This window comes from Nocardia sp. NPDC020380 (assembly GCF_044386975.1).
Taxonomy (GTDB): Bacteria; Actinomycetota; Actinomycetes; order Mycobacteriales; family Mycobacteriaceae; genus Nocardia.
On sequence record NZ_JBIRVQ010000010.1, the window covers coordinates 22,920 to 45,454 of the forward strand.

Annotated in this window: 24 protein-coding genes; 12 read left to right on the top strand and 12 right to left on the bottom strand. The window is 68.4% G+C overall.

Going from position 1 to position 22,535, the window contains the following annotated elements:
* Positions 1-58: 58 nt before the first annotated feature.
* From ACH438_RS27055 to ACH438_RS27080, 6 genes are all read right to left on the bottom strand, one after another.
* On the bottom strand, positions 59-703 hold the full coding sequence (locus ACH438_RS27055; protein WP_397010044.1) for a response regulator: 645 nt from the start codon (positions 701-703) through the stop codon (positions 59-61).
* Complete coding sequence (locus tag ACH438_RS27060) at positions 703-1,827, bottom strand: sensor histidine kinase (RefSeq protein WP_397010046.1); 1,125 nt, start codon at positions 1,825-1,827, stop codon at positions 703-705. Before ACH438_RS27060 ends, ACH438_RS27055 begins: the two co-directional genes overlap by 1 nt.
* 75 nt (positions 1,828-1,902) lie before the next feature.
* Positions 1,903-2,484 carry a hypothetical protein gene (locus ACH438_RS27065; protein WP_397010048.1) on the bottom strand — a complete coding sequence of 194 codons (582 nt, stop codon included), beginning with the start codon at positions 2,482-2,484 and terminating at the stop codon, positions 1,903-1,905.
* Positions 2,485-2,628: 144 nt separating this feature from the next.
* Positions 2,629-3,045, bottom strand: coding sequence for a subtilase-type protease inhibitor (locus ACH438_RS27070; protein WP_397010050.1), 417 nt, complete (start codon positions 3,043-3,045; stop codon positions 2,629-2,631).
* 60 nt (positions 3,046-3,105) lie between these two features.
* Positions 3,106-3,924 (bottom strand): ethanolamine ammonia-lyase subunit EutC, encoded by an 819-nt coding sequence (eutC, locus tag ACH438_RS27075; RefSeq protein ID WP_397010052.1) that lies wholly within the window; start codon positions 3,922-3,924, stop codon positions 3,106-3,108.
* Positions 3,921-5,339 (bottom strand): ethanolamine ammonia-lyase subunit EutB, encoded by a 1,419-nt coding sequence (locus ACH438_RS27080; RefSeq protein ID WP_397010054.1) that lies wholly within the window; start codon positions 5,337-5,339, stop codon positions 3,921-3,923. The genes eutC and ACH438_RS27080 overlap by 4 nt, the downstream gene beginning before the upstream one ends.
* Before the next feature lie 240 nt (positions 5,340-5,579).
* Here ACH438_RS27080 and ACH438_RS27085 point away from each other — a divergent pair, with 240 nt between their 5' ends.
* The gene (locus ACH438_RS27085; protein WP_397010056.1) at positions 5,580-6,575 is read left to right on the top strand and encodes a rhomboid-like protein; all 996 of its coding nucleotides are present in this window, start codon (positions 5,580-5,582) and stop codon (positions 6,573-6,575) included.
* Here the strand turns inward: ACH438_RS27085 and ACH438_RS27090 are convergent.
* The 4 genes from ACH438_RS27090 to ACH438_RS27105 are packed head-to-tail and all read right to left on the bottom strand — an operon-like array spanning position 6,465 to position 9,918.
* A complete protein-coding gene (locus ACH438_RS27090) occupies positions 6,465-7,661 on the bottom strand; it encodes a cation:proton antiporter (protein ID WP_397010058.1) in 1,197 nt (398 codons plus the stop codon). The genes ACH438_RS27085 and ACH438_RS27090 overlap by 111 nt on opposite strands.
* A 4-nt stretch (positions 7,662-7,665) precedes the next feature.
* The gene (locus ACH438_RS27095) at positions 7,666-8,148 is read right to left on the bottom strand and encodes a cation:proton antiporter regulatory subunit (protein ID WP_397010060.1); all 483 of its coding nucleotides are present in this window, start codon (positions 8,146-8,148) and stop codon (positions 7,666-7,668) included.
* A 44-nt stretch (positions 8,149-8,192) separates the two neighbouring features.
* On the bottom strand, positions 8,193-8,549 hold the full coding sequence (locus ACH438_RS27100) for a DUF952 domain-containing protein (RefSeq protein WP_397010771.1): 357 nt from the start codon (positions 8,547-8,549) through the stop codon (positions 8,193-8,195).
* A 43-nt stretch (positions 8,550-8,592) separates the two neighbouring features.
* Complete coding sequence (locus ACH438_RS27105) at positions 8,593-9,918, bottom strand: aldehyde dehydrogenase family protein (RefSeq protein WP_397010063.1); 1,326 nt, start codon at positions 9,916-9,918, stop codon at positions 8,593-8,595.
* Positions 9,919-10,053: 135 nt separating this feature from the next.
* On the opposite strand from ACH438_RS27105, the gene ACH438_RS27110 reads away from it, so the two are divergent.
* The 5 genes from ACH438_RS27110 (at position 10,054) to ACH438_RS27130 (ending at position 16,123) form a co-directional block, all read left to right on the top strand.
* Positions 10,054-11,088: an AraC family transcriptional regulator ligand-binding domain-containing protein gene (locus tag ACH438_RS27110; RefSeq protein WP_397010065.1), complete on the top strand. Its 1,035-nt coding sequence runs from the start codon at positions 10,054-10,056 to the stop codon at positions 11,086-11,088.
* A 118-nt stretch (positions 11,089-11,206) separates the two neighbouring features.
* Positions 11,207-13,012, top strand: a complete 1,806-nt coding sequence (locus ACH438_RS27115; protein ID WP_397010067.1) for an acyl-CoA dehydrogenase — start codon at positions 11,207-11,209, stop codon at positions 13,010-13,012.
* Positions 13,013-13,351: 339 nt separating this feature from the next.
* Positions 13,352-13,546: a hypothetical protein gene (locus tag ACH438_RS27120; protein WP_040809921.1), complete on the top strand. Its 195-nt coding sequence runs from the start codon at positions 13,352-13,354 to the stop codon at positions 13,544-13,546.
* A gap of 272 nt (positions 13,547-13,818) precedes the next feature.
* Complete coding sequence (locus tag ACH438_RS27125; RefSeq protein ID WP_397010773.1) at positions 13,819-15,555, top strand: DEAD/DEAH box helicase; 1,737 nt, start codon at positions 13,819-13,821, stop codon at positions 15,553-15,555.
* 1 nt (position 15,556) lies between these two features.
* On the top strand, positions 15,557-16,123 hold the full coding sequence (locus tag ACH438_RS27130) for a hypothetical protein (RefSeq protein ID WP_397010069.1): 567 nt from the start codon (positions 15,557-15,559) through the stop codon (positions 16,121-16,123).
* Here ACH438_RS27130 and ACH438_RS27135 read toward each other — a convergent pair.
* A complete protein-coding gene (locus ACH438_RS27135; RefSeq protein ID WP_397010071.1) occupies positions 16,120-16,692 on the bottom strand; it encodes a class I SAM-dependent methyltransferase in 573 nt (190 codons plus the stop codon). The two genes, ACH438_RS27130 and ACH438_RS27135, sit on opposite strands and share 4 nt — an antisense overlap.
* A 55-nt stretch (positions 16,693-16,747) precedes the next feature.
* Here ACH438_RS27135 and ACH438_RS27140 point away from each other — a divergent pair, with 55 nt between their 5' ends.
* Genes ACH438_RS27140 through ACH438_RS27150 form a run of 3 tightly spaced genes read left to right on the top strand, consistent with a single transcriptional unit; the run spans position 16,748 to position 17,846 of the window.
* Positions 16,748-16,951, top strand: coding sequence for a hypothetical protein (locus ACH438_RS27140; protein WP_397010073.1), 204 nt, complete (start codon positions 16,748-16,750; stop codon positions 16,949-16,951).
* A 45-nt stretch (positions 16,952-16,996) separates the two neighbouring features.
* Positions 16,997-17,515, top strand: coding sequence for a helix-turn-helix domain-containing protein (locus tag ACH438_RS27145; RefSeq protein ID WP_397010075.1), 519 nt, complete (start codon positions 16,997-16,999; stop codon positions 17,513-17,515).
* 31 nt (positions 17,516-17,546) lie between these two features.
* A complete protein-coding gene (locus tag ACH438_RS27150) occupies positions 17,547-17,846 on the top strand; it encodes a DUF1905 domain-containing protein (protein WP_397010077.1) in 300 nt (99 codons plus the stop codon).
* A 23-nt stretch (positions 17,847-17,869) separates the two neighbouring features.
* Here ACH438_RS27150 and ACH438_RS27155 read toward each other — a convergent pair whose 3' ends face one another.
* The gene (locus ACH438_RS27155; RefSeq protein WP_397010079.1) at positions 17,870-19,579 is read right to left on the bottom strand and encodes a DEAD/DEAH box helicase; all 1,710 of its coding nucleotides are present in this window, start codon (positions 19,577-19,579) and stop codon (positions 17,870-17,872) included.
* Between the two features lie 302 nt (positions 19,580-19,881).
* Here ACH438_RS27155 and ACH438_RS27160 point away from each other — a divergent pair, with 302 nt between their 5' ends.
* The 3 genes from ACH438_RS27160 (at position 19,882) to ACH438_RS27170 (ending at position 22,522) form a co-directional block, all read left to right on the top strand.
* Positions 19,882-20,907 carry a YihY/virulence factor BrkB family protein gene (locus tag ACH438_RS27160; protein WP_397010081.1) on the top strand — a complete coding sequence of 342 codons (1,026 nt, stop codon included), beginning with the start codon at positions 19,882-19,884 and terminating at the stop codon, positions 20,905-20,907.
* Positions 20,908-21,108: 201 nt separating this feature from the next.
* Complete coding sequence (locus tag ACH438_RS27165; RefSeq protein WP_397010083.1) at positions 21,109-21,510, top strand: nuclear transport factor 2 family protein; 402 nt, start codon at positions 21,109-21,111, stop codon at positions 21,508-21,510.
* A gap of 46 nt (positions 21,511-21,556) precedes the next feature.
* Positions 21,557-22,522, top strand: a complete 966-nt coding sequence (locus tag ACH438_RS27170) for a GlxA family transcriptional regulator (RefSeq protein WP_397010085.1) — start codon at positions 21,557-21,559, stop codon at positions 22,520-22,522.
* Positions 22,523-22,535 lie beyond the last annotated feature (13 nt).

Sequence of the window (22,535 nt, forward strand, 5' to 3'; positions counted from 1 at the left end):
ACCCAACCAGCAGCACAGCATCAATCCAACAGCCAGGCATCCAACGAGCAGCGCGGCGTCAATCCATGAGCCCGGCCTGCCAGACCCGGGCCGCGATCTCGACGCGGTTGCGGGCCGACAGTCGCCGCTGAATACCGGCGATATGTGTCTTGACCGTGCCCAGGGAGAGGAACAGTCGCGCACCGACCTCGGCATTGGTGGCTCCCTCGGCGACCAGGCGCGCCACTTCGATCTCGCGGGGGCTGAGGGTGGCGACGGCCTCGGCGACTTCCGCGGGCACTCGACGGTCGGCGCCGGCGCGGGTGCGGCGGAGTAGGCCCGTGGTGAGTTCGGGGCTGATGAGGGCGTCTCCGGCTACCGCGGCGCGCACGGCGGCCAGTAGTAGATCGGGCCCCGAGTCCTTGAGCAGGAATCCGGTCGCGCCATTGGCGAGTGCGGTGTCGACGTAGTCGTCGTCATTGAAGGTGGTGACCATGACGACGCGGGTGTCGCCGGCGACGCGTTTGCACACCTCCAGCCCGTCGATCCGGGGCATGCGGATATCCAGTAGCGCCACATCGGGATTCGCGTCGCGGACGGCCTGCACCGCTTGCACGCCGTCCGCCGCCTGTGCGACCACCTCGATATCCGGTGCGGCGTCGAGGATCATGGCGAAGCCCATCCGCACCATTTCCTGGTCGTCGGCCACCACTACGCGAATCATCAGGTCCTTCCGGCGGTTTCGGTGGCGGGCAGGGTGGCCGCGAGCTGCCAGCGGCCGTCGGGTAGCCGGCCGGCGGTGAGGGTCCCACCCACGGCGTCGGCACGGGCGGCCAATCCGGTGAGCCCGGCTCCCCCGCCGACGCCGAGCCCGGACTCGCCGGAGCCGTTGTCGCACACCAGAATCGTGACCGACCCGGCGTCGAGGCGGACGGCTACCTCGACGCGGGTGGCGTCGCCGGCATGCCGGCGGATGTTGTTGAACGCCTCCAGCAGGATGCGATGGGTGGCCAGCTGCACGGGACTGGAAATCCGGGGCGGCCCGACCGCGGGATCGATATCGGCAATCACTTGTGCGGCAATCGTTTCCGAGAACCGCGACACCAGATCGGTGAGATCCCTGGTGTCGCGTGCCGCGGCCGCGTTCTCGTTGAGGGTGCCGACCAGCGCCCGGATATCGTCCAGCGCCCGCCGTCCCGAACCCTCGATACGCGCCAGCAGCGGCCGGGTGCGCTCGTCCGCGCCCGGCCCGGCCGCCTGCGCGAGCACTACAATGCCCATGACCTCGTGTGCGATCACATCGTGCAGTTCCCGCGCCATCTGTGCCCGCTCGTCGGCCACCGCGGCGCCGCGTTCGGCCACCAGCCGCTGCCGATGCGAGCGCGTCAGCAGCCCGACACCGAGGGCGGTCACCAGTGGAATCGTCAGGGCCAGAGTCACTGTCGGATCCTCGTGACCGCGCGGCATCAGACTCAGTGTCGATCCGAGTGCCGCCACCACCGGTATCGCGGTGATCACGGCATCGACAGGCGACACTATGCGCGAGGCCGCGACGCCGGTGGCGACCACCATCAGCCACACCGACGCGGCGGCCCACGGCGTATAGCTCGACGACACCAGCGATACGGCGGCGATCACCAGGATCACCGCCGCCAGGCCGGCGGCGAAGCGGCCGTCCCGGCTGATCGGCGCCGGCCAGCCACGCGCCGCCTGCACACACACCGAGGTCCCGATGGCGGCGCCCACCAGATCCACACCGACCTGCGGCAGCGAATTCGACGACACCAACTCCACGAACGCCCCGAGCCCGGCCGGTATCACGCACAGGGCAAATACCGGGCGACTCATGGCTTCGACCCTAACCATCACCGACTCCCGCGTACATCACCGCGGTCGCGGGTGTCAGGACCGCCGCGGCAGGCCTCAGCGCCATGGCGGACTGTCCGTATCGAGCACCACCATCACTCCGCGATCGGTCACGTGGACTCCGACCGGCTGCAACCCGGGTAGCAATGCGACCTGCATCGCCGCCGGCACGGGCGCGGCCGGGTCCGACGCGCTCACCTGAAGCAGGTCACCGTGCAGTCCGGCGGTATAGCGCACCTCCGCGTCGCGGTAGCGACCCCGATCGGTCGACGAGCCATCGGGTTCGGTCACCGGCGCGACCGGTTCGGGCAGCGACAGTGTGACGAAACCCGCTGCGCCCCCGATCTTCTGCGTCGACGGCGTGATCTCCCGCAGGAACATGCGCACCGGCTGCCCACCCGGCGCGCTCACCTCGGCGTAGGCCGAGGAAACGCTGTCCTGCCGCGCCGCGAGCAGGAACGGGCGACCGTGCGGATCGACGCCGGCGATGGTCGATCCGGGTGGCAGTGTCTGCCGGAGCACAGCGGTCACCCGCTCGCGCTGACGATCGCCGCCGCGCACCTCGAGCGCCGTGACGACGCCCGCACCGGTCAGCACCGCCACGAGGGCCGCGAGAATGACGACAGTGGACTTTCGCATGGACACCTTCCTTTCGGTCGGCGCCGACGTTATGCGCGTGAGAGACCTCGCGGCCTCGGCCATTCGGCCGATTCCGCCGCCGGGACCTCGGCCGAACGGCCGGACTTCGCGGCAAATCCACCGTTCGGGAAGCGCAAGCCAAGCTCAGAAGTGGAAGACCGTCGTGCTGCGATTGTCGGCCTGGCACTGGTTGGCGAAGGTCTGCCGGTAGTTGACCTGCTGCCCGTTCCACACGCCATCGGCGGCGAGGGTCACCGGCTCGTAGATCATGGGGCAGAACCGTTCCGGATGGCCGCGCAACTTCTCGAAATCACCTCCGGCGGCGGCGATTTCCGCACAGGCGCCGGCCGGATTCGGATGCGTGCCGCCCTGCACCGGCGCGCACACGAGCAGTACAGTGCGCTGATCGGTGGAGCTGTCGAGCGAATCCCCTTTCGCCACTGTGAGAGTCACGGCGGACGGGCCGACATCATCGGCGGGCTGCGCTTGCGCCGGGGCTGCCGTGCCCAGCACCGCCAGCCCGCCCACCGCCGCACTCACCACACGAATACCCAGGGACATGATCGGCCTCCACTTCGATGCCGGTATGCCCGCTCGATCGGCGCGGCCGACCACAATGTTTCACACGGCCCGCGGCAATTCCGGATCGACCGAGGTCAGCGCATTGTTGCCCGAAGTGTCCTTCACATCCACGCCCGAGCGCCCCAACCGGCGCGCACCTTCGATCAGCCCGGCCGCCACCTGCGCCGCACGCGCATAGCCGAGACCATCCGGCGGATGGATATTGGAGATGCAGTTGCGCTCGGAATCCGATCGGCCCGGCCGCGGCAGGTGCGTCAGGTAGATGCCGAGACTGTCAGCCACGGACAGTCCGGGCCGTTCACCGATCAGGACCAGCACGGTCGAAACCCCCAGCGCCGCACCGATATGGTCACCGAGAGCCACCCGCGCCTGAGTGGCGATGACCGGCGGCGCCAGGCTGTATCGATCCTCCAGCGCCTCGATCAGCGCCGCCAGCATGGGTACACCGTGATCGGTCAATGCCCGCGGCGACAGACCATCGGACAGCACGAAGCCGATATCGGCGCCGGATCGCGGAACCGCCGCCAGCGCAGCAGATTCCGCAGGCAATCGCCCCAAATCCGGCCGCCGCAGGTACTCGGATCGATCGGCCGCCCGGCTGGGCACATGAACCGGACTACCCAACCCCACTGTGGCGACCCGCGTGGCGAACCCGGAGATATCGAGCGGTGAATGCACCGCATCCCGCGCCGACGCGTGCGCGGCCCGCAATGCCAGCACCTCCGAGGTCGGCAACGCGTCCCCGGTCCGCCCGAGGCCGATCCGCGCCTGCGTGGTGCGCCGCAGCTCATCCCAGAATTGCTGCGCAGCAACGCCTTCAGTGGAACCCGGCACCGGTGTGAGGGAATGCTCTCTCACGCCGCACCCCGCGAGGTCAGCGCACGCAACGGCGAGGACAACGGCTCGACCGGCAGCACCCGGCCGTCCGCCCCCATCATGCCGAGGCGATCGAGCCAGGCGGCGAATTCGGGAGCGGGCCGCAGCCCCAGCACCTTCCGCGCATAGAGCGCATCGTGATACGCCAGGCTCTGATAACCCAGCATCACATCATCGGCGCCGGGCACGGTGATCACGAAGGAGCAACCGGCCGCCCCCAGCAAGGTCAGCAGCGTATCCATATCGTCCTGGTCCGCTTCGGCGTGGTTGGTGTAGCAGACATCCACTCCCATGGGCAGACCCAGCAGCTTGCCGCAGAAGTGATCTTCCAGCCCGGCCCGGATGATCTGCTTCCCGTCATAGAGATATTCGGGCCCGATGAACCCCACAACGGTATTGACCAGCAGCGGATCCAGATCCCGCGCAACAGCGTAGGCACGCGCCTCCAAGGTCTGCTGATCGACCGGCCTGCCACCCGTGCCCAGGTGCGCTCCCGCCGAAAGCGCCGACCCCTGACCGGTTTCCAGGTACATGACATTCGTGCCGACGGTGCCGCGGCGCAGTGACCGCCCGGCGGCGTCGGCTTCGCGCAGCAGCGAAATGTTCACGCCGAAGCCCGAATTCGCCCCCTCGGTGCCCGCGATGGACTGGAAGATCAGGTCCACCGGTGCCCCGGCCTCGATCAATCCGATGGTCGTGGTCACATGCGAGAGCACACAGGATTGCGTCGGAATGTCGAACCGCTGCCGCACCTCGTCGAGCAGGTACAGCAGATCCGCTGTGGCCTTGGGTGAGTCGGTGGCCGGGTTGATGCCGATGACGGCGTCCCCGCAGCCCAGCAGTAATCCGTCCAGTACGGCCGCGGCGATCCCGCGTGGATCGTCGGTGGGATGGTTCGGCTGCAGGCGGGTCGGCAGGGTACCGGGCAATCCGATGGTGGTCCGGAACCCGACCAGCACCTGCGTGGCCTTCGCCACCGCGATCAGATCCTGATTGCGCATGAGTTTGCTGACCGCCGCGACCATTTCGGGTGTGAGCCCGCGCGCTACCGCGGCCAGCGTGGCCGGCGCGTCGGCGGTCGCGGCGACGGCCAGCAGCCAGTCCCGCAGCCCACCCACGGTGAGGTGCGAGATCGCCTGGAACGCAAGCCGATCATGGGTATCGATGATGAGCCGGGTGACCTCGTCGGTCTCGTACGGAACCACGGGGTCGTCGAGGAACACGGTGAGCGGCACCTCGGCCAGCGCCCACTGCGCGGCGGCTCGTTCGGCGTCGGAATGTGCCGCGCATCCGGCGAGTTCATCGCCGCTGCGCCGGGGTGTGGCCTTGGCGAGCAGGTCGACCAGGCCGTCGAAGGTGTGGGTGACACCGCCGAGATGCTGGTGGTACACGGTCATCGAAAGTCCTTTGCGGCGCGGGCCGGTGATCGTTCCGATCCTCCGGGCGCGTATTGCTGCGATGTAACCACCGGTTTCCCGGCGCATTAATCCGCGTTACGCCGTGCGAGCCGCCGAATCGGGCGCGCGCAAGCGCCTGATCGCCCGTGACCTCCGGTTACCATGGCGAAGACGCTCCCCTGGGTCCGCCGGTTCCGATGACGGGCCTCCCTCAGCGCACAGGAGAACGGACTCCATCCGATGGCAACGGGTATCTACCAGCCACCTTGGCTCCGCACCGTCGACCTGGTCGGCGAACTCCGGGGTCTGGGCGGCTGGTTGCAGCAACCGAACCGTGTGGGCCGTGCGGTCCAGGCGTACCGCGATCTGCTGGCGGCGGCGCCGGCGTCGATCGCGTACGCGTTCACGCTCTTCGTCACCTGGTGGACGTTGCGTGGGGCCAGCAATATCGTCGGCAAGCGCCTGATCCTGTCGGCGTCGACGAATCTGCGGAATATGCAGAAGGAACCGATCCAGGTGCTGGTCGCGTCCGCGTTCTGGACGGACAGTGCCGGGTTCCCGTGGGGGGACATCCTCATTCTGATCACGGTGATGGCGCTGGCCGAGTACTGGCTGGGGTCGTTGCGCTGGATTCTGGCGGTGGCGATCGGGCATGTGGGCGCGACGCTCATCACGGTGCTCGGTATCGCGCACAAGCTGGACCGGCATCTGATTCCGACGAAGGTGGCCTTCACCTCGGATGTCGGCCCCAGCTACGGGATTTCGGCCATGCTGGCGGTGCTGACCTTCCGATTGCGCGGGTGGCCGCGCTATCTGTGGGCGGCCGGGCTGCTGGTCTGGTACGCGCGGGGCGTGTGGAAGGGCCGCACGTTCACCGATTACGGCCACTTCTTCGCGGTGCTGATCGGTTTCACGGTCGGCGCGATCGCGGTGGCGTTGTCGCATCGCCGGGTGGCGGTGCGGGCGCGAGCGGCGGCCAAGGCCGATCGGACGGGCAAGGCCGCGTCCGCGAAGGTGTCGATACCTGCCGATTCCTCCGCGCCCCGCAATGGATCGGCGCCTGCGGAGGTGCCGGCGCCCGAGGATGTCGCGGTGGCCGCCGACGGATCGGCGGCCACCGGCACCTCAGCCGGCGACGGGGTCGGGGTCGGGGCGGCGGCGCAGGTCGCGCTGGAGCAGGCGGACGGCGGGCTCGACCAGGCGGGCGGCGATCGGGCCGATCACCGCCATCAATAGCACGTAGGCGGAGGCGAGGGCGGCCAGCCGGGCGGGTACGCCGCCCACCGAAACCGCCAGTCCCGCAATGACTATCGAGAACTCCCCGCGCGCCACCAGCGCCGCGCCGGCGCGGGCCCGGCCCATCCGGCGTATCCCTTGCCGTTTCGCCGCCCACCAGCCGGTGCCGATCTTGGTGAGGGCGGTGATCAGCGCCAATGCGATGGCCCAGCCCAGCACCGGCGGGATGGCCGTGGGATCGATACTGAGCCCGAAGGCCACGAAGAATATGGCCGCGAACAGATCTCGCAGCGGTTCCAGCAATTTCGTGGCCTCGTGCGCGGTGGAGTCGGAGATGGCGATGCCCAGCAGGAACGCCCCGACGGCCGCCGACACCTTCAGCGCCGAGGCGAGACCGGCGACCAGCAGCGCCGCGCCGAGCAGCGCGAGCAGGAATACTTCCGGATCGTGACTGTCCACGATCTTGGACACGTAGCGGCCGTAGCGCAGCGCCACCACGAGCACCACGGTGATGGCGATGAGGGCGATGGCGAGCGACCGCAGGCCGCTCATGAAACCGACGCCGGCCAGCATCATGGTGAGGATGGGCAGGTAGACCGCCATGGCCAGGTCTTCGAACACCAGGACCGACAGGATGACCGGCGTCTCGCGGTTACCGAGTCGCCCGAGGTCGTTGAGCACCTTCGCGACGATGCCGGAGGAGGAGATGTAGGTGACGCCGCCCATGACGACGGCGCCGACCGCTCCCCACCCCAGCATCAAGGCCACCACCGCGCCGGGCGTCGCGTTCGCGACGATGTCGACGATGCCGGCCAGCCAGGATCTTCGAAGTCCGGTCACCAATTCGGCTGCGGTGTACTCCAATCCGAGCAGAAGCAGCAGGAGTACGACGCCGATCTCGCCGGCCAGGTGACCGAATTCGGTGGCCGCCCGCATTTCGAATATCCCGCCTTCACCGAAGGCGAGCCCGCCGAGCAGGTACAGCGGAATAGGGGACATGCCGACTCGGCCGGCCAACCGGCCCAGCAGGCCTAGCACGAACAAGATCGCGCCGAGTTCGACCAGGGCTAGGCTGCTCGAGTCCACGCGCTCAACCGTCGACGAGGATGCGAGCGGCGGCGTCGAGCCCGTGCGGGGTGCCGACCACTACCAGCAGGTCCCCCGAGTCCAGGACGAAGTCCGGTCCGGGCGAGGGGTGCAGCTGTCCGGCGCGCATGACCGCGACGATGGAGGCCTTGGTTCGGGTGCGCATGCCGGTTTCGCCGAGCATGCGGCCGCGGTAGGGCGAGTCGCCGCTCACGGCGAGCTGGCGGGTGGTGATCCCGGGTAGGTCGGAGTGTTCTTCCTTGAGCCGCTCGACCAATTGCGGGGCGCCCAGCAAATTGGCGAGCACGGCGGCTTCGTCGGTGGTCAGTGGCACTTGCGCCTGGCAGGCATCGGGGTCGTCGAGCTGCGACACGATCAGGTCGATCCCGCCGTCCCGGTGTGTCACCACACCGATCCGGCGCCCCGAACGCACCTCGAAGTCCTTGCGTACACCGATTCCTGGCAGCGCTGTCACGTCGACGTTCACGCCGTCCAGATTAGGGCAGAGTGTCCGATTCCCCGCGATCTACCTCACAGATCGGTGATCGGCGCGAATTCTCCGTTATCCCCCGGCAGGAACTCGGTCACCTCCACCACGGCCGCGAGCGGCAGCGGCCCGTACAGATGCGGGAACCGCATCGACTCCGGATCGGTGGGCACTCCGGGCTCCCATTTCACGGGCGCGCCCAGCCGTTCGGGATCCAGCCACAGCAGCACGAGATCCCGCCTGCCCCCGAACAATCGGTTGGCCGGTAGATGCGCCTGATAAGGCGCGGAGAGGTGGATGAACCCCACCTCGTCGAGTGAGGGCGCCCGGTACTCCCCCGCTCCCCGGGCCGCATCCCACTCGTCACGACTACAGATGTGCAACAACCGATCCGGCGTCATCCCAGCTCCAGTACCCACCCGGACACTCTAGGACGCGCGGCGGTCAGTAGGCGGTGGGGTGGGAGATGTGGGGGGTGATGTCGTTGACGGTCACCTGGGCGGGGGCCAGGCGGGTCGAGGCGCGGGGGCCGACGGAGGCGTCGGACGTCCAGATGCTCACGCAGGGCCCTGCGGGTGGCCGCAGCGTGAGGTCGAACGCTTCGCCCGCGTCGGCCACCCGCACGACGGGGAGGATGGGGCCGAGGGTCTGGTGGGTGAGGATGGACATGGTGGGTTCCACGTCGGCCAGCACCGTCGGGGGGATGGTGTGGCCGGTGCCGGAGCCGCCGCAGCGGAGGGTGGCGCCGGCGATGAGGGCGTCGCCGAGCTGGGTGCGGACGTGTTCGGCCTGGGCGGCGGAGGTCATGACGCCGGTGCCGATCTCGTCGTCGATGAGGGGGCCGAAGGCGGCGGCCTCGGCGGCGAGTTTCTCCAGAAACGCGTCGTAGACGGAGGTTTCGACGTAGACGCGCTCGATGCTGCGGCAGCTTTGCCCGCTGTTCGCCAGTCCGCCGAGGGCGATGCACGCGGCCGCCTGATCCAGATCGGCGTCGGCGAGCACGACGGCCGCGGATTTGCCGCCGAGATCGAGGCAGCACGGGATCAGCCGGCCGGCGGCGCGCAGCGCCACCACCTTGCCGGTGTCGACGCTGCCGGTGAACCGGACATAGTCGACAGTGTCGAGGACGGCGGGGCCGGCGTCGTGCCCGGCGACGGTCTCGAAAACCGCTGGGGCGCCGATCTTTGCCCAGCCGGCGGCCAGCGCCCGCATGGTCAGCGGCGTCTCCGAGGACGGCTTCACGATCACGGCCGCCCCGGCGACGAGCGCGGGGATCGCGTCGAATACGGCCAGCGCCAGCGGATATGTCCACGGCCCGATCACCCCGACCACCGAGCACGCGTGCTGGGTGACGGCGAGTTGCATGGCGGCGGACGGGCGCAGCGAGACCTGCGGGTGGCGGCCGCCCAGGAATTCGGCGCCCTGGGTGCGGTAGTGGTCGACGGCGTCGACGGCGAGATCGAATTCGGTCTCGGCCTCCGACTCGGGTTTGCCGGTCTCCAGTGCCAGCAACGCGGTGACCTCATCCCGGTTGTCCAGCAACCAGTTTCGGAACGTCGTCAGCCAGTGGATGCGCCCGACAACACCCAGCGAACGCCATAATTCGCTGTGGTCGCGCAGTCGTTCGACGGTGGCACGCACCTGTTCGGGGGTGTCCGTGGGGATGGTGTCGACCACGCGGCCGTCGGCGGGTGCGATCACGGTGAGCATCGGCGGGCGGACCTTTCCGGCATCCGGCACCTGGGTCTGTGTGTATTGCGCGCTGCGCATGAATCTCACCGTATGGCTGAGGGTTTCGGCCGACCAGCTTGCGTTGGGCCAGGAATCGGCGAATATGGGCCTCAGCCAGGCAACTTACCGGCCGGTAACGCCTCGCGAACGCCGATTGTTTGCGAGACTGCCTGAGTGACGGAAGAGTTGGCGCAACTGCGTTCCATCACCAGCACTGCGCTGCTGGCGGACTTCGCACTGGGTCGCGGCCTGCCGCTCGGCTCCGTTCTGCGGGACACCGGCCTGCGGGAATCCGATCTGCGGGATCCGTCCACGGAAATCACCATGGCCCAGGAGTTCTCGGTCATGCGCAATGTGGTGAAGGGCGTCGACGACGAACCGGGCATGGGCTTGCTGGCGGGCATGCTCTGCCATCCTCCGACCCTGGGCGTACTCGGTTTCGCGCTCATGAGCAGCTCAACTCTGCGCCACGCCATGGATATTGCGCTGCGCTACGCGGATCTGTCGTTCAGCGCGGCCCGGCACTATGTGGACGATCGCGGTCCGGAGGTGTGGGTGGTGCGCGACGACAGCGCGCTACCGGACGACATCCGGCGTTTCGCGCTAGAGCGCGATCTCGCGGCGATCCAGACCATCCAGCAGGATCTGATCTCCATCCGCCTGCCCGCGGTGCGCGTGGAGCTGTATGTCGACGCGCATCCGATCTACGAGATGTTCGGCGCGGTCTTCGGGGTGGAGGATGTGGCTTTCTCGATGCCGCAATCCCGCATCAGCTTTCAGGCGAGCACGCTGCAAACCCCACTACCCCAATCGAATATGTCGACCGCCCGGTTCTATGAGCAGCAGTGCGCCGACCTCATGGAGAGTCGGCACAGCCGCAGCGGACTCAGCGGCCGCGTCCGCCAGCTGCTCATCCGCCACGGCGGCTCCGCCGATCAGACCCGCATCGCCTCCGACCTCGACGTCAGCGTCCGCACCCTGCGCCGCCGCCTCGCCGAGGAGGGCACCACCTTCCGCGAGCTCAGCCTGGAAACCGTCGGCATGCTCGCCGAAGAACTGCTCATCGCCGGCCTCACCGTCGAACAGGCCGCCGACCGCCTCGGCTACGCCAGCGTGTCCGCCTTCGCCTCGGCCTTCCGCTCCTGGAAGGGCCAATCCCCCGGCCACTTCGGCCGCTTGCACCGCGGCCGCGCCGCCGTCCGCTACTGACCACGGCCCGCTCCATCGGGGTTTCAGGGGTTGCCCCTGAGAGTGTGGAGAGTCGGGTATTCCCGATCTGGTAGACCGGCAGGTACGCACCCACGTACCCGACCGTCCCAGAGGAACCATGAACCCGTCCGTGATCATGTCCGCCCGTGATATCGAGTTCCTGCTCTACGACTGGCTGGACGTGGCGTCCCTGACCGAACGGGACCGCTTCAGCGACCACTCCCGCGAGACCTTCGATCAGGTCCTGCGGCTCTGCCAGGACCTGGCCACCACCTACTTCGCCCCGCACAATCGCGAGAGCGATCTGCACGAGCCCACCTTCGACGGCGAGCGCGTGCACATCGTCCCCGCTGTCGGCAAGGCCCTGCGCGCCTTCGCCGACGCCGGAATGGTGGGCGCGGCAATGGATTACGAGATCGGCGGCATGCAGCTCCCGCACGTCGTGCACACCGCCTGCATGTCCTGGTTCCACGCCGCCAACGTGGGCACCACCGCCTACGCCATGCTCACCGTCGGCAATGCCAATCTGCTTGCCGCACACGGCAGCCCGGAGCAGATCGACCGTTTCGTGCGCCCCATGCTGGACGGCCGCAACTTCGGCACCATGGCGCTGTCCGAGCCGCAGGCCGGTTCCAGTCTCGCCGACATCACCACCCGCGCCGTCCCGCAGGAGGACGGCGGCTACCGGATCTTCGGCCGCAAGATGTGGATTTCCGGTGGCGACCATGATCTTTCGGAGAACATCGTCCACCTGGTGCTGGCCCGCATTCCGGGCGCACCCGAAGGGACACGGGGCATTTCGCTGTTCATCGTGCCCAAGTTCCTGCCGGATGCCGACGGCAAGCCCGGCGAGCGCAACGATGTGGTGCTCGCGGGCATCAACCACAAGATGGGCTGGCGCGGAACCGTCAATACCGCACCGGTTTTCGGCGACGGCAACTTCAGGCCCGGCGGCGCGGCCGGCGCGATCGGCTATCTGGTCGGTGAGCCGAATCACGGTATGGCGCAGATGTTCACGATGATGAACGAAGCCAGGATCGGCGTCGGCCTGGCCGCGACCGCGCTCGGTTACACGGGTTACCTGAAGGCTCTGGACTACGCGCGCAACCGCCCGCAGGGCCGTCCGATCGGCACGCGCGGCGGCGCACAGGTCGATATCGTCGAGCATCCCGATGTCCGCCGGATGCTGCTGGCCCAGAAGTCCTACGCCGAGGGCGCGCTGGCCCTGCAGCTCTACTGCGGCCGCCTGGTCGACGAACAGCGCACGGCCGCAACCGAATCCGACCGCACCCGCGCGGCGACCCTGCTGCGCATCCTGACCCCGATCGCCAAGAGCTGGCCGAGCCAGTGGTGCCTGACGGCCAACGATTTGGCCATCCAGGTACACGGCGGCGCCGGCTACACCCGCGACTACGACGTCGAGCAGCACTATCGCGACAATCGCCTCAACCCGATCCACGAGGGCACGCACGGCATCCAGAGTCTGGACCTGCTCGGCCGGCAGGTGACGCTGGACGACGGTGCGGCACTTGCGACTCTCTCAGAGACGATTGCTATTACTCTCATCGCCGCACGCGCCTCCGGTGATACAGAACTGATCGACTTCGCCGGCGCCCTGGAAGCCACGCTGAACCGCTTGGCCGCCACCACCGCCGGTCTGTGGCGGGACGGCGATCCCGAGGCCGCACTGGCCAATTCAGCGGTCTATCTGGAGGCGTTCGGGCATGTGATCATGGCGTGGATCTGGTTGCAGCTCGCGCTCGCCGCGACCCCGCTCGCCGCCCGCGGCGACGCCTTCGGACTGGGCAAGCGCGCGGCCGCCCGCTACTTCTTCCGATGGGAATTGCCCCGCACCACTCCACAGTTCGAGCTGCTGGATTCCCGCGACCGCACCACCGCCGACCTCGACCCGGCATGGCTGTGAGCTTGCTGCCCTTTGCCGGACGGTTATCCAATCGAAGTGTGGGTGTCGGCGCTGCCGGGTAGTCTCCCGGTAGACAATTCGATCAGCGTGTACGGGAGGAGCGTTCGACGACTCCGCGGCCACTGTGCCGGGCCTGTTCGCTTTCAGCGAAATCCCAGGTCGTGTTAGCGAAAACACAATGGAAACTCCGCGGGAACAAAGACCTCGCCCCGAACGTCTGACAGAGTAGTCATCAACCACTGCTGGGAAGTAGCGGTAGCGAGGTTCGCGGAATGGTCCGCGGACCCCCACACCAGGCGAACGGCGCCGCGAGCGCCCGGAGCCAGGATTGGAGGAGTCATGCCAGGAACCCTGACAAGCACCCCACTGACCGCGGTCGACCGTTGTGACCGCTGCGGGGCAGCCGCGCGCGTGCGCGCGACCCTTCCCGCCGGTGGAGAGTTGCTCTTCTGCCAGCATCACGCCAACGAGCACATGGACCGTCTCCGTGCACTCGAAGCCGTGATCGACACGGAGTCGGCGCCGGCGCTGTAACAGCTCCTCCACCTCGGGGAACTGGATCCACAGCCCCCGGGGAGCCCGCTCGAACAAGTGAATCTTCCCAACAGAAAAACCCACAACGGGCGACCACACGGTCGCCCGTTGCGTTGTCTCCGGGGCCGGGTTCGCGGCCCGGAGACGTACTGACCTGGGCGAGCGCAACAAATGTGGCGCACGCCACAATCCATGTGCGAGTAGCCGTTACACCCGCGTACAAAGGACGGGTGCCGACCCCCGTTCATGCCACCTACCTGCCCGATCGACATATGTTCGGACTCTGGACCTGGACCGGACACGAACCCGGACCCGCGCCGCGCGACTGCGGCGTCCGCGAAACCCTCCCCCTGGCCGTGCCGGCCGCCGGTGGCGTGACCGTCGCCGACGTGGAATGCGCACTGGTGGAACCGGAACGGCTGCTCGCCCTCGATATCCCCGATCCGGGCCCCTCGGTGCACCTGTGGCGGACAGCGCTGGAGAACGAGCTCCAGGCCGCCCTGCTGCCGCCCGCAGCGCACGCCGCACCCAACCCGAGCGGGACCGCCGTCGTCTCCGCGGCCCGCGCACTGCGCACCCTGCAGGACACGGTCGCGCTGACCGCCGAGCTGCGTTCCAGCCTGAAGGCCGAGCTGCGGCCCTACCAGTCCCGGGGCATCACCTGGTTGCGTGAGACGGCGGCCGCGCACGGCGGCGCGGTCCTCGCCGACGAGATGGGCCTGGGCAAGACCGTGCAGGCCATCGGAGCCCTGCTCGGAAAGGCAAGCGACGGACCGCAACTGGTGGTGTGCCCGACCTCACTGGTCAGCAACTGGGTGCACGAGATCGAACGCTTCGCGCCGGGACTGCGGCCGCTCGCCTGGCGTGGCGGGCAATTGCCCGGCGATACGACGGCCGGAACGGTCCTCGTCACCGGCTATCCGACCTTGCGCGGGCACGGGCCCGCATTGACCGGGCAACGCTGGGCGAGCGTCGTTTTCGACGAGGCGCAGGTGCTCAAGAATCCGCGTACCCAGGTGTCCAAGGCGGCGCGCGGCCTCGATGCCGCGGCCCGCATCGCGCTCACCGGCACACCGGTGGAGAACCATCTCGACGAATTGTGGGCGCTGCTGAACCTGGTCGTGCCGCAGGCGTTCACGCACAAGGCGCAGTTCCGGCGGCGGTTCGTGCGGCCCATCAGCGAAGGCTCGGCCGAGGCGGTGGTGCGGCTGCGGGACGCCCTGGAGCCGATCGTGCTGGCGCGCCGCAAGTCTCAGGTGGCCGCGACGCTGCCGCCCAAGATCCACAGTGACCTGATCTGCGATCTCACCACCGAGCAGGAGCGGCTCTACGACCAGCTGCTGAACCGCGCCGAGGAGGCGGGCTTCGGCAGCGGCGCACAACGGCACACGCGGGTGCTGGCGGTGCTCACCGAACTCAAGCAGGTGTGCAACCATCCCGGCCTGATCACCGGCGAGCTGGGCGAACTGGCGGGCCGCTCCGGCAAATTCGACGTCTGCACCGACATCCTGGCCGGCAACCTGGAGAACGATGCGCCGACACTGGTGTTCACGCAGTACCGCAAGACCGGGGACCTGCTGGTGCGGCATTGCGCCGAGCAGTTCGGTGTGACGGTGCCGTTCTTCCACGGCGGGCTGAACCAGGAGGCGCGGGCCGATATCGTGAACAGCTTCCAAGCACCCGGCGGCCCACCGATTCTCGTGCTGAGCTTGCGGGCGGCGGGAACGGGGCTCACGCTCACCCGCGCGGCCGATGTCATTCATTTCGACCGCTGGTGGAATCCGGCGGTCGAGGCGCAGGCTTCCGATCGCGCGCACCGGATCGGGCAGACGCGCACCGTCACCGTGACCACGCTGACCTCCGGCACCACCATCGAGGAGCACATCGCCGGCATGCACGACCGCAAGTCCGCGCTCACCGACCTCAGCGATGCCGCCGGTGTCGCCGACCTGGCGCGTTTGGACGACGAGCACCTGCTGGAACTGCTGCGCCGGAAGCGAGGCAACTGACATGCCCGACAATGACTTCGGCTACACCGCCTGGGGCAAGAACTGGGTCCGGCTGGCCGAGCCGCTCAGCATGAGCAAACCCGAGCCGATGCTGCCGCGCGCGCGGAGCATTGCCCGCACCGGCGGTGTGCAGTTGGAGATCGAAGGGGTCACGGTGCGGGCGGCCATACATCGCGGGGCCTCGGCATCGGTGACGTATCTGGAGTTCGCGCCGTTGAGCCGGGCGGCGATCGACACGATCGGTGCGCTGGTTCCCGGTGACGCCATCGGGCTCGGCGACGAGTTGCATGCGGCGATCGTGGATGCGGGCGTTTCGCTGGCCCCGCGGCTGGTGAGTGCGGATTGCTCGTGCCCGGCGCGTAATCAGCGGTGCCTGCATATGCTCGTCACTTGCTATGCGCTTGCCCGCAAGGTCGATGAAACTCCGTGGCTCGCACTGGATCTACAGGGTTATCGGAGTATCGATCGGGCGGCGTCGGCCGGCGAGGCCGAGGCCGGGAGCCCCGAGACGCGCTGGACGCCGCTCGACACCCTGGATCCCGCAAGCTTTTTCGGGCTCGCGCGCTAGCTCGCCGGGCGGTGGGCTTCGAATCGGAAGATGCCCGTGCCGGTCTCGACCGCGATATCGGTGAAGCCGGCGCGGGCGAGGCGGGCCGTCAAAGTGGCGGGCGGAACCGGGTTGTAGGTGTCGCCCAGATGCATGAGCCGGAAGGGCAGGCTGTCGATGCCGTCGCTGCCCGCGAACGTGCCGCCGGGGCGCAGGACGCGGAACGCCTCGGCGAACAGGCCGTCCTGCTGCTCGGGCGTGGGCACGTGATGCAGCATGGTGAAGCAGACGACCGTGCTGAACTCGCTGTCGCTCATGGGCATTGCGGTGCCGTCGCCGTCGATGACGCGCAGCTGGCCGGCGCGTTTCTCGCGTAGGCGGGCGGCGAGTTCCGGATCGATCTCGAGTCCGGTCAGCGTGGCCGTGCGGGCGCGCAGTGCGGTCACGTTCGCGCCGTAACCGGGTCCGACCTCGAGGGTGTTGTCGCCGAGGTCGAGGCCCTCGAGCGACCACGGCACGATGTTGGTCGCGCTGTGACGCTCCCGGTAGGCGGAGCGGCAGCACAGCTGGTGCAAGAAGTTCATCCCCATGGTCAGAACGCTAAGCCGCGACATCGCTGACCACTAGGGACTACGGTGACAGACTATGTCGCGAGACGGTCAAAGCCTGGTGCTGGCCGCACCGCTCGGCCCCACGGCCATGGTGTTCGGCGCGGCGCCGCTGCCCGCCGGCCACTGGTTCGAGGAGCACGAGCATCCGCAGCACCAGATCGCCTGGGCCGCACAGGGTGTGATGACCATCGCGATCGGTGACGGCCGCTGGGTGCTGCCGCCCACCCGCGCGCAGTGAATTCCGCCTCGCGTCCGGCATCGCACCGGCACCACCGAGGGGGCGGTGTTCAGCGGGATCTTCCTGGATCCCGTGCGTACGCCGGTCGACTTCCCGGCGCCCACCATGCTGCGGGTGTCCCCGCTGCTGCACGAGCTCTTCGACCACCTGACCCGGCACCATCCGACCGCGCCGCAGCGGCAGCGCGCGGAGGCGGTGGTGTTCGACCTGCTGGAGCCCGTCGACATCGTCCCGCTCGGCGCCCGCGTGCCCGAGGACCCGCGCGCCCGCCTGGTGGCCGAGCTGCTGCTGACCGACCCCGCCGATCCGCGCACGCTGGAGCAGTTCGCCGCCGCGGCCGCGATCGCGCCCCGCACCCTGGCCCGCGCCTTCCGCGCCGGCACCGGAATCACCTTCGGCCACTGGCGAACCCAGCTGCGCCTGGCCGCCTCCCTCCCGTTCCTGGCGTCCGGCCTCCCCATCTCCCGGATCGCCGCCCGTGTCGGCTATGCCACTCCCAGCGCCTATGTGGCGGCCTTCCACCGCGAGGTCGGCCTCTCCCCCGGCCGCTATTTCGCCCGCTGAACCTGTCACACCCACCCGCTACCGTCGGGGCATGGCCGAATCCGAATACGCCTTCACCGCGGAGCTCTGGGAATGGGAATCCCAGGCCTCCTGGTACTTCGTGAGCCTCCCCGAAGCCGTCGCCGACGATATCGACGCCTTCCACGGTCACAAGGCGGCCGGCTTCGGCTCGGTCCGCGTCAAGGTCACGGTGGGTGCCACCCGCTGGGCCACCTCCATCTTCCCGGACAAGTCCCGCGCGACCTACGTTCTCCCCGTGAAGAAGTCGGTCCGCACCGCCGAGGGTCTAGCCCCCGGCAAACCCGTCGAGCTCTCGCTGGAGATCGCCTAGCGCTCACCGCGGGGCCGCGGGATCTAGAGGCGGCGGAGGGCGGCGATTCGTTCGGTGAGTTGTTCGGCGGTGGCGAGGGCGGTTGGGGGGCCGCCGCATTCGCGGCGTAGCTCGCCGTGGATGACGCCGTGAGGTTTGCCGGTGCGGTGGTTGTGCATGGCGACGAGGCTGTTGAGTTCGCGGCGGAGTTCGCCGAGTTTGTCGGCGGTGGCGGCGCGTTCGGCGGCGGCCTCGACGCTGGGGCCCGGGGGGCGGGCGGCCTCGGCGCTGCGGTCCTGGATCTGTTTGGCCTGGCGTTCGCGCAGCAGGGCGCGCATCTGGTCGGCGTCGAGGAGGCCGGGGATACCGAGGTAGTCGGCTTCCTCGTCGGAACCGGAGAAGGTTGCGGTGCCGAAGGAGTCGCCGTCGTAGATGACCTGATCGAGTTCGGCGTCGGCGGCCAGGGCGATGAACTTCTTCTCTTCCTCGCCGGGCTCGTCCTTCTGCCGGTTGGCGTCGGTGAGGAGTTCGTCGTCGAGTTCGTTCTTCTCGCGGTGCGGCTTACCGATGACGTGGTCGCGCTGAACTTCCAGCTGCGCGGCCAGATCCAGCAGCACGGGCACCGAGGGCAGGAACACGCTGGCGGTCTCACCGGTCTTGCGGGCACGCACGAAACGACCGATTGCCTGCGCGAAGTAGAGCGGCGTGGAAGCGCTGGTGGCGTACACGCCGACCGCCAGGCGCGGCACGTCGACGCCCTCGGACACCATGCGCACCGCGACCATCCACGGATTGGTGTTATTGCTGAACTCTCCGATCCGGTCCGAGGAGGACGGATCGTCGGAGAGCACGACGGTCGGCTTGCTGCCCGAAATATGTTCCAGCAGTTCGGCGTAATCGCGCGCCTTGTCCTGGTCGGTGGCGATGACCAGGCCGCCCGCGTCGGGCATACCGGTGGCCCGCAACTGCCGCAGCCGGGTATCGGCCGCGGTCAGCACCTTCGACATCCAGTCACCGGCCGGGTCCAGCGCGGTCCGCCAGGCGCGCGCGGTCTGCTCGGCATTGAGCGGTTCGCCCAGCCGCGCGGAGTACTCGTCGCCCGCGCTGTCGCGCCAATGCGCCTCACCGGAGTAGGCGAGGAAGACCACCGGCCGCACGACGCCGTCGGCCAGCGCCTCCGAATACCCGTATGTGTGATCGGCCTTGGACTTCTCGAACCCGGATTCGTCGACCGCGTAGGTGATGAACGGGATCTTGGAATCGTCACTGCGAAACGGGGTACCGGTCAGCGCGAGCCGCCGAGTGGCGTCGCCGAAGGCCTCCTCGACCGCCTCACCCCAGCTCTTGGCATCGCCGGCGTGATGGACCTCGTCCATGATCACCAGCGTGCGCCGGTTCTCGGTGCGCACCCGATGCTTGAACGGATGCGACGCCACCTGCGCATAGGTGACCACCACGCCGTGATAGTCCGACGAGGTGGATCCCGTGGAGTTGGAGAAGTTGGAGTCCAGCTGGATCCCGAGCCGCTGCGCCGAGGCCGCCCACTGATGCTTGAGATGTTCCGTCGGCGCGACGACCGTCAACTGATCCACAGTCCGGTCGTTGAGCAGCTCAGCCGCCAGCCGCAACGCGAAGGTCGTCTTACCCGCACCCGGAGTGGCGACAGCCAGAAAATCGCGTGGCCTGGTCGTCAGATACTTGGTGAGAGCCCTGCGCTGCCATGCACGTAAAGAACCGCCACCACCCGAAGTCACTCGGTAGAGATTAGCCACCCGGACCGACACTCTTCCAATCCGACACAGCCCCTTGGAGTGCCGCACGACACATCGCGCGTCCGTCCACATTCCCGACGCAGGTGAGCGATGCTGTAGCCACGATGAACGAGCACGACGATCCTTCGCGACACGCCGACGACTCCGTGTCGGACGGGACCGCAGTGCCGAAGGCCCGACCCGCCGGGGCGACCGATGCCCGGCCTTCCGGGGTTCCGCATTCCCCATTCACCGATCTTCCGGACGACTGGCCCGACGACCGACCGACCATCCGGTTCGCACCAATGCCGGACACTCCGGCCGACGAAGAACCGACCATCCAGTTCGAACCGGTACCCGAGACGCCGCCTGACACTCCGCCGGCCACCGTGCTCGCCGCCACCCGGCTGCGCCGGATCTGGCAGCTCGTGGTGCACGTGGCCGCAAAGGCTTGGGACGATTCGATTTTCACCAAGTCCGCGGCCGCCGCCTTCTGGCAGACCCTGTCGCTGGCCCCGCTGCTGCTGGGACTGCTCGGCAGCCTCGGCTATGTCGGGCACTGGTTCGGGCCGAACACCATCAATATCGTGCAATCCAAGATCATCAACTTCGCGCGCCGGGCCTTCAGCTCCAGCGTCGTCGATGATCTGGTCGCCCCGACCGTCAACGACGTGCTCAAGCGCGGCCACGGCGGCGTGGTCTCGGTCGGGTTCGTGCTGTCGCTGTGGGCCGGCTCCTCGGCCATGGCCACCTTCGTGGACGCCATCACCGCCGCGCACGGGCAGGCCGCCGCCCGGCATCCGGTGTGGCAGCGCACCTTCGCGCTGCTGCTCTATGTGGGGTTCCTGATCGTGGCGGTGCTGCTGCTGCCGCTGATCGCGCTGGGCCCGACGATCGTCGGCCGCGTCCTGCCACACGGCTGGCGCGAACCCGGACTGCGGCTCATCGACGCCTTCTACTACCCGGCCACCGGCCTGATCCTCATCGTCGGCCTGACCTTCCTCTACAAGCTGGCCCTGCATCGCACCCTGCCCTGGCATCGCCTGTTCGGCGGCGCACTGGTGGCGGGCGTGTTCTTCATGGCCGCGAGTACGGGCCTGCGCCGCTACCTGGCCTGGGTCACGCAGACCGGGATCAGCTACGGCGCGCTGGCCACGCCGATCGCCTTCCTGTTGTTCACGTTCTTCCTGGGCTTCGCCATCATTCTCGGCGCCGAGTTCAATGCGAGCGTGCAGGAGTTCTGGCCGGCCCGCGCCACCCGCTGGGCGCAGATCAAGGCCTGGTGGGCGTCCCGCAAGCCCGCAGCCCGCCACCGGAACCCGAAGCCTTAGTCCCGAGACGCATGGACAGTCGCACGACCGGTTCGGCCATTCCGGTTCCCGCCCTGGGCTCTTCGCCGCCGGTTACGCGGCCTGCTTCCCGCCATCACCCTGGCGTTTTCTTGTCAGTGAACGGCGTTTTCACTGCTGGTGCGGGCCCTTGTGGTTGCTGAAGAATCGCTGGAGCATCGACGACCAGCGAGGAGATCAGCAATGACCAGCATCAGCGCGAAAGCCACCACTGCCGGGATCGACGAACTGCTGCAGGACTACTTCGACCTGCTCTACACCCAGGACATGAGCCTGTTCGACCGCGTGTTCCACCCCTCGGCGGTGCTCTACTCCGCGCAGGACGGGCTCATCGTGGTGCGACCGCGCGAGGAGTACCGGGAACTCATGCGGGCCCGGCGTTCACCCGAACAGAACGGATCGCCCCGCGAGGACACCGTGCTCCGGATCGACGCGCTCTCACCGGAGATGGCGGTCGCCAAGGTGCGACTGCGGCTCAACGACAACATCATGGTCGACTACCTGAACCTGCTGCTGATCGACGGCCTCTGGATGATCGTGGCCAAGCTCTACCACCGCGAGGGCACCGCCGTCGTGGCGCAATAGCGTGGCGGAAACCCCTGTTCGCGGGCCCCGCGCATAGCGTGGTGCCATGCTGCACACGATCGCCGCCATCGTGGTCGAGGACTTCACGCCGTTCGAACTGGGCGTGGTCTGCGAGGTGTTCGGCGTGGACCGCACCGGGGAAGGCGGTCCCGCCTTCGACTTCCGGGTCTGCGGCGAACATCCCGGCGAACCCCTGTACTGCGCACAAGGTTTCGCCGTCGTCCCGGCCGTGGGATTGACGGGTCTCGCCGACGCCGACCTGGTGGTCGTCCCGGCGGCCGCGGTCCGCGGCGACTATTCACCAGCCGTACTCGATGCGCTGCGTGCCGCATCGGAGCGGGGCACGACCCTGCTGTCAGTCTGCAGCGGCGCCTACCTGCTGGGCGCCGCTGGTCTGCTCGACGACCGGAAGTGCACCACCCACTGGCGCTATGCCGACGACTTCCGCCGCACGTTCCCGCGCGCAGACCTCGATCCGGACGTTCTGTTCGTCGACGATGGATCGATCATCACCAGTGCGGGCACCGCCGCGGGCATCGATGCCTGCCTGCACTTGGTCCGCCGCGAAATAGGCTCGGCCGCAGCAAATCTGATCGCCCGCCGCATGGTCGTGGCCCCGCACCGGGAGGGCGGTCAACGCCAGTTCATCGATCGCCCGGTCCCCGAAACCGCCGACGCGAGCCTGCAACCGGTCCTCGCCGAGATCCTCGATGACCTGACGGTGGAACACACTTCGGCCGAATTGGCCCGCCGCGCCAGCATGTCGACCCGTACCCTGCTGCGCCGCTTCACCGCCGAGACCGGTACCACTCCGCACCGCTGGCTCACTCTTCAGCGCATCCGCCACGCCCAGCACCTGCTCGAAGACTCCAGCCTGGACGTCGAACAGATTGCTCGCGCAACAGGTATGGGCACCGGTCCGCTGCTACGGCATCACTTCCGCCGGATAGTCGGAGTGACGCCCAAGGAGTACCGCGCCACCTTCCTTCACCACCCGAGCGGCGGCCGCTGACCGGGAGTCTCCG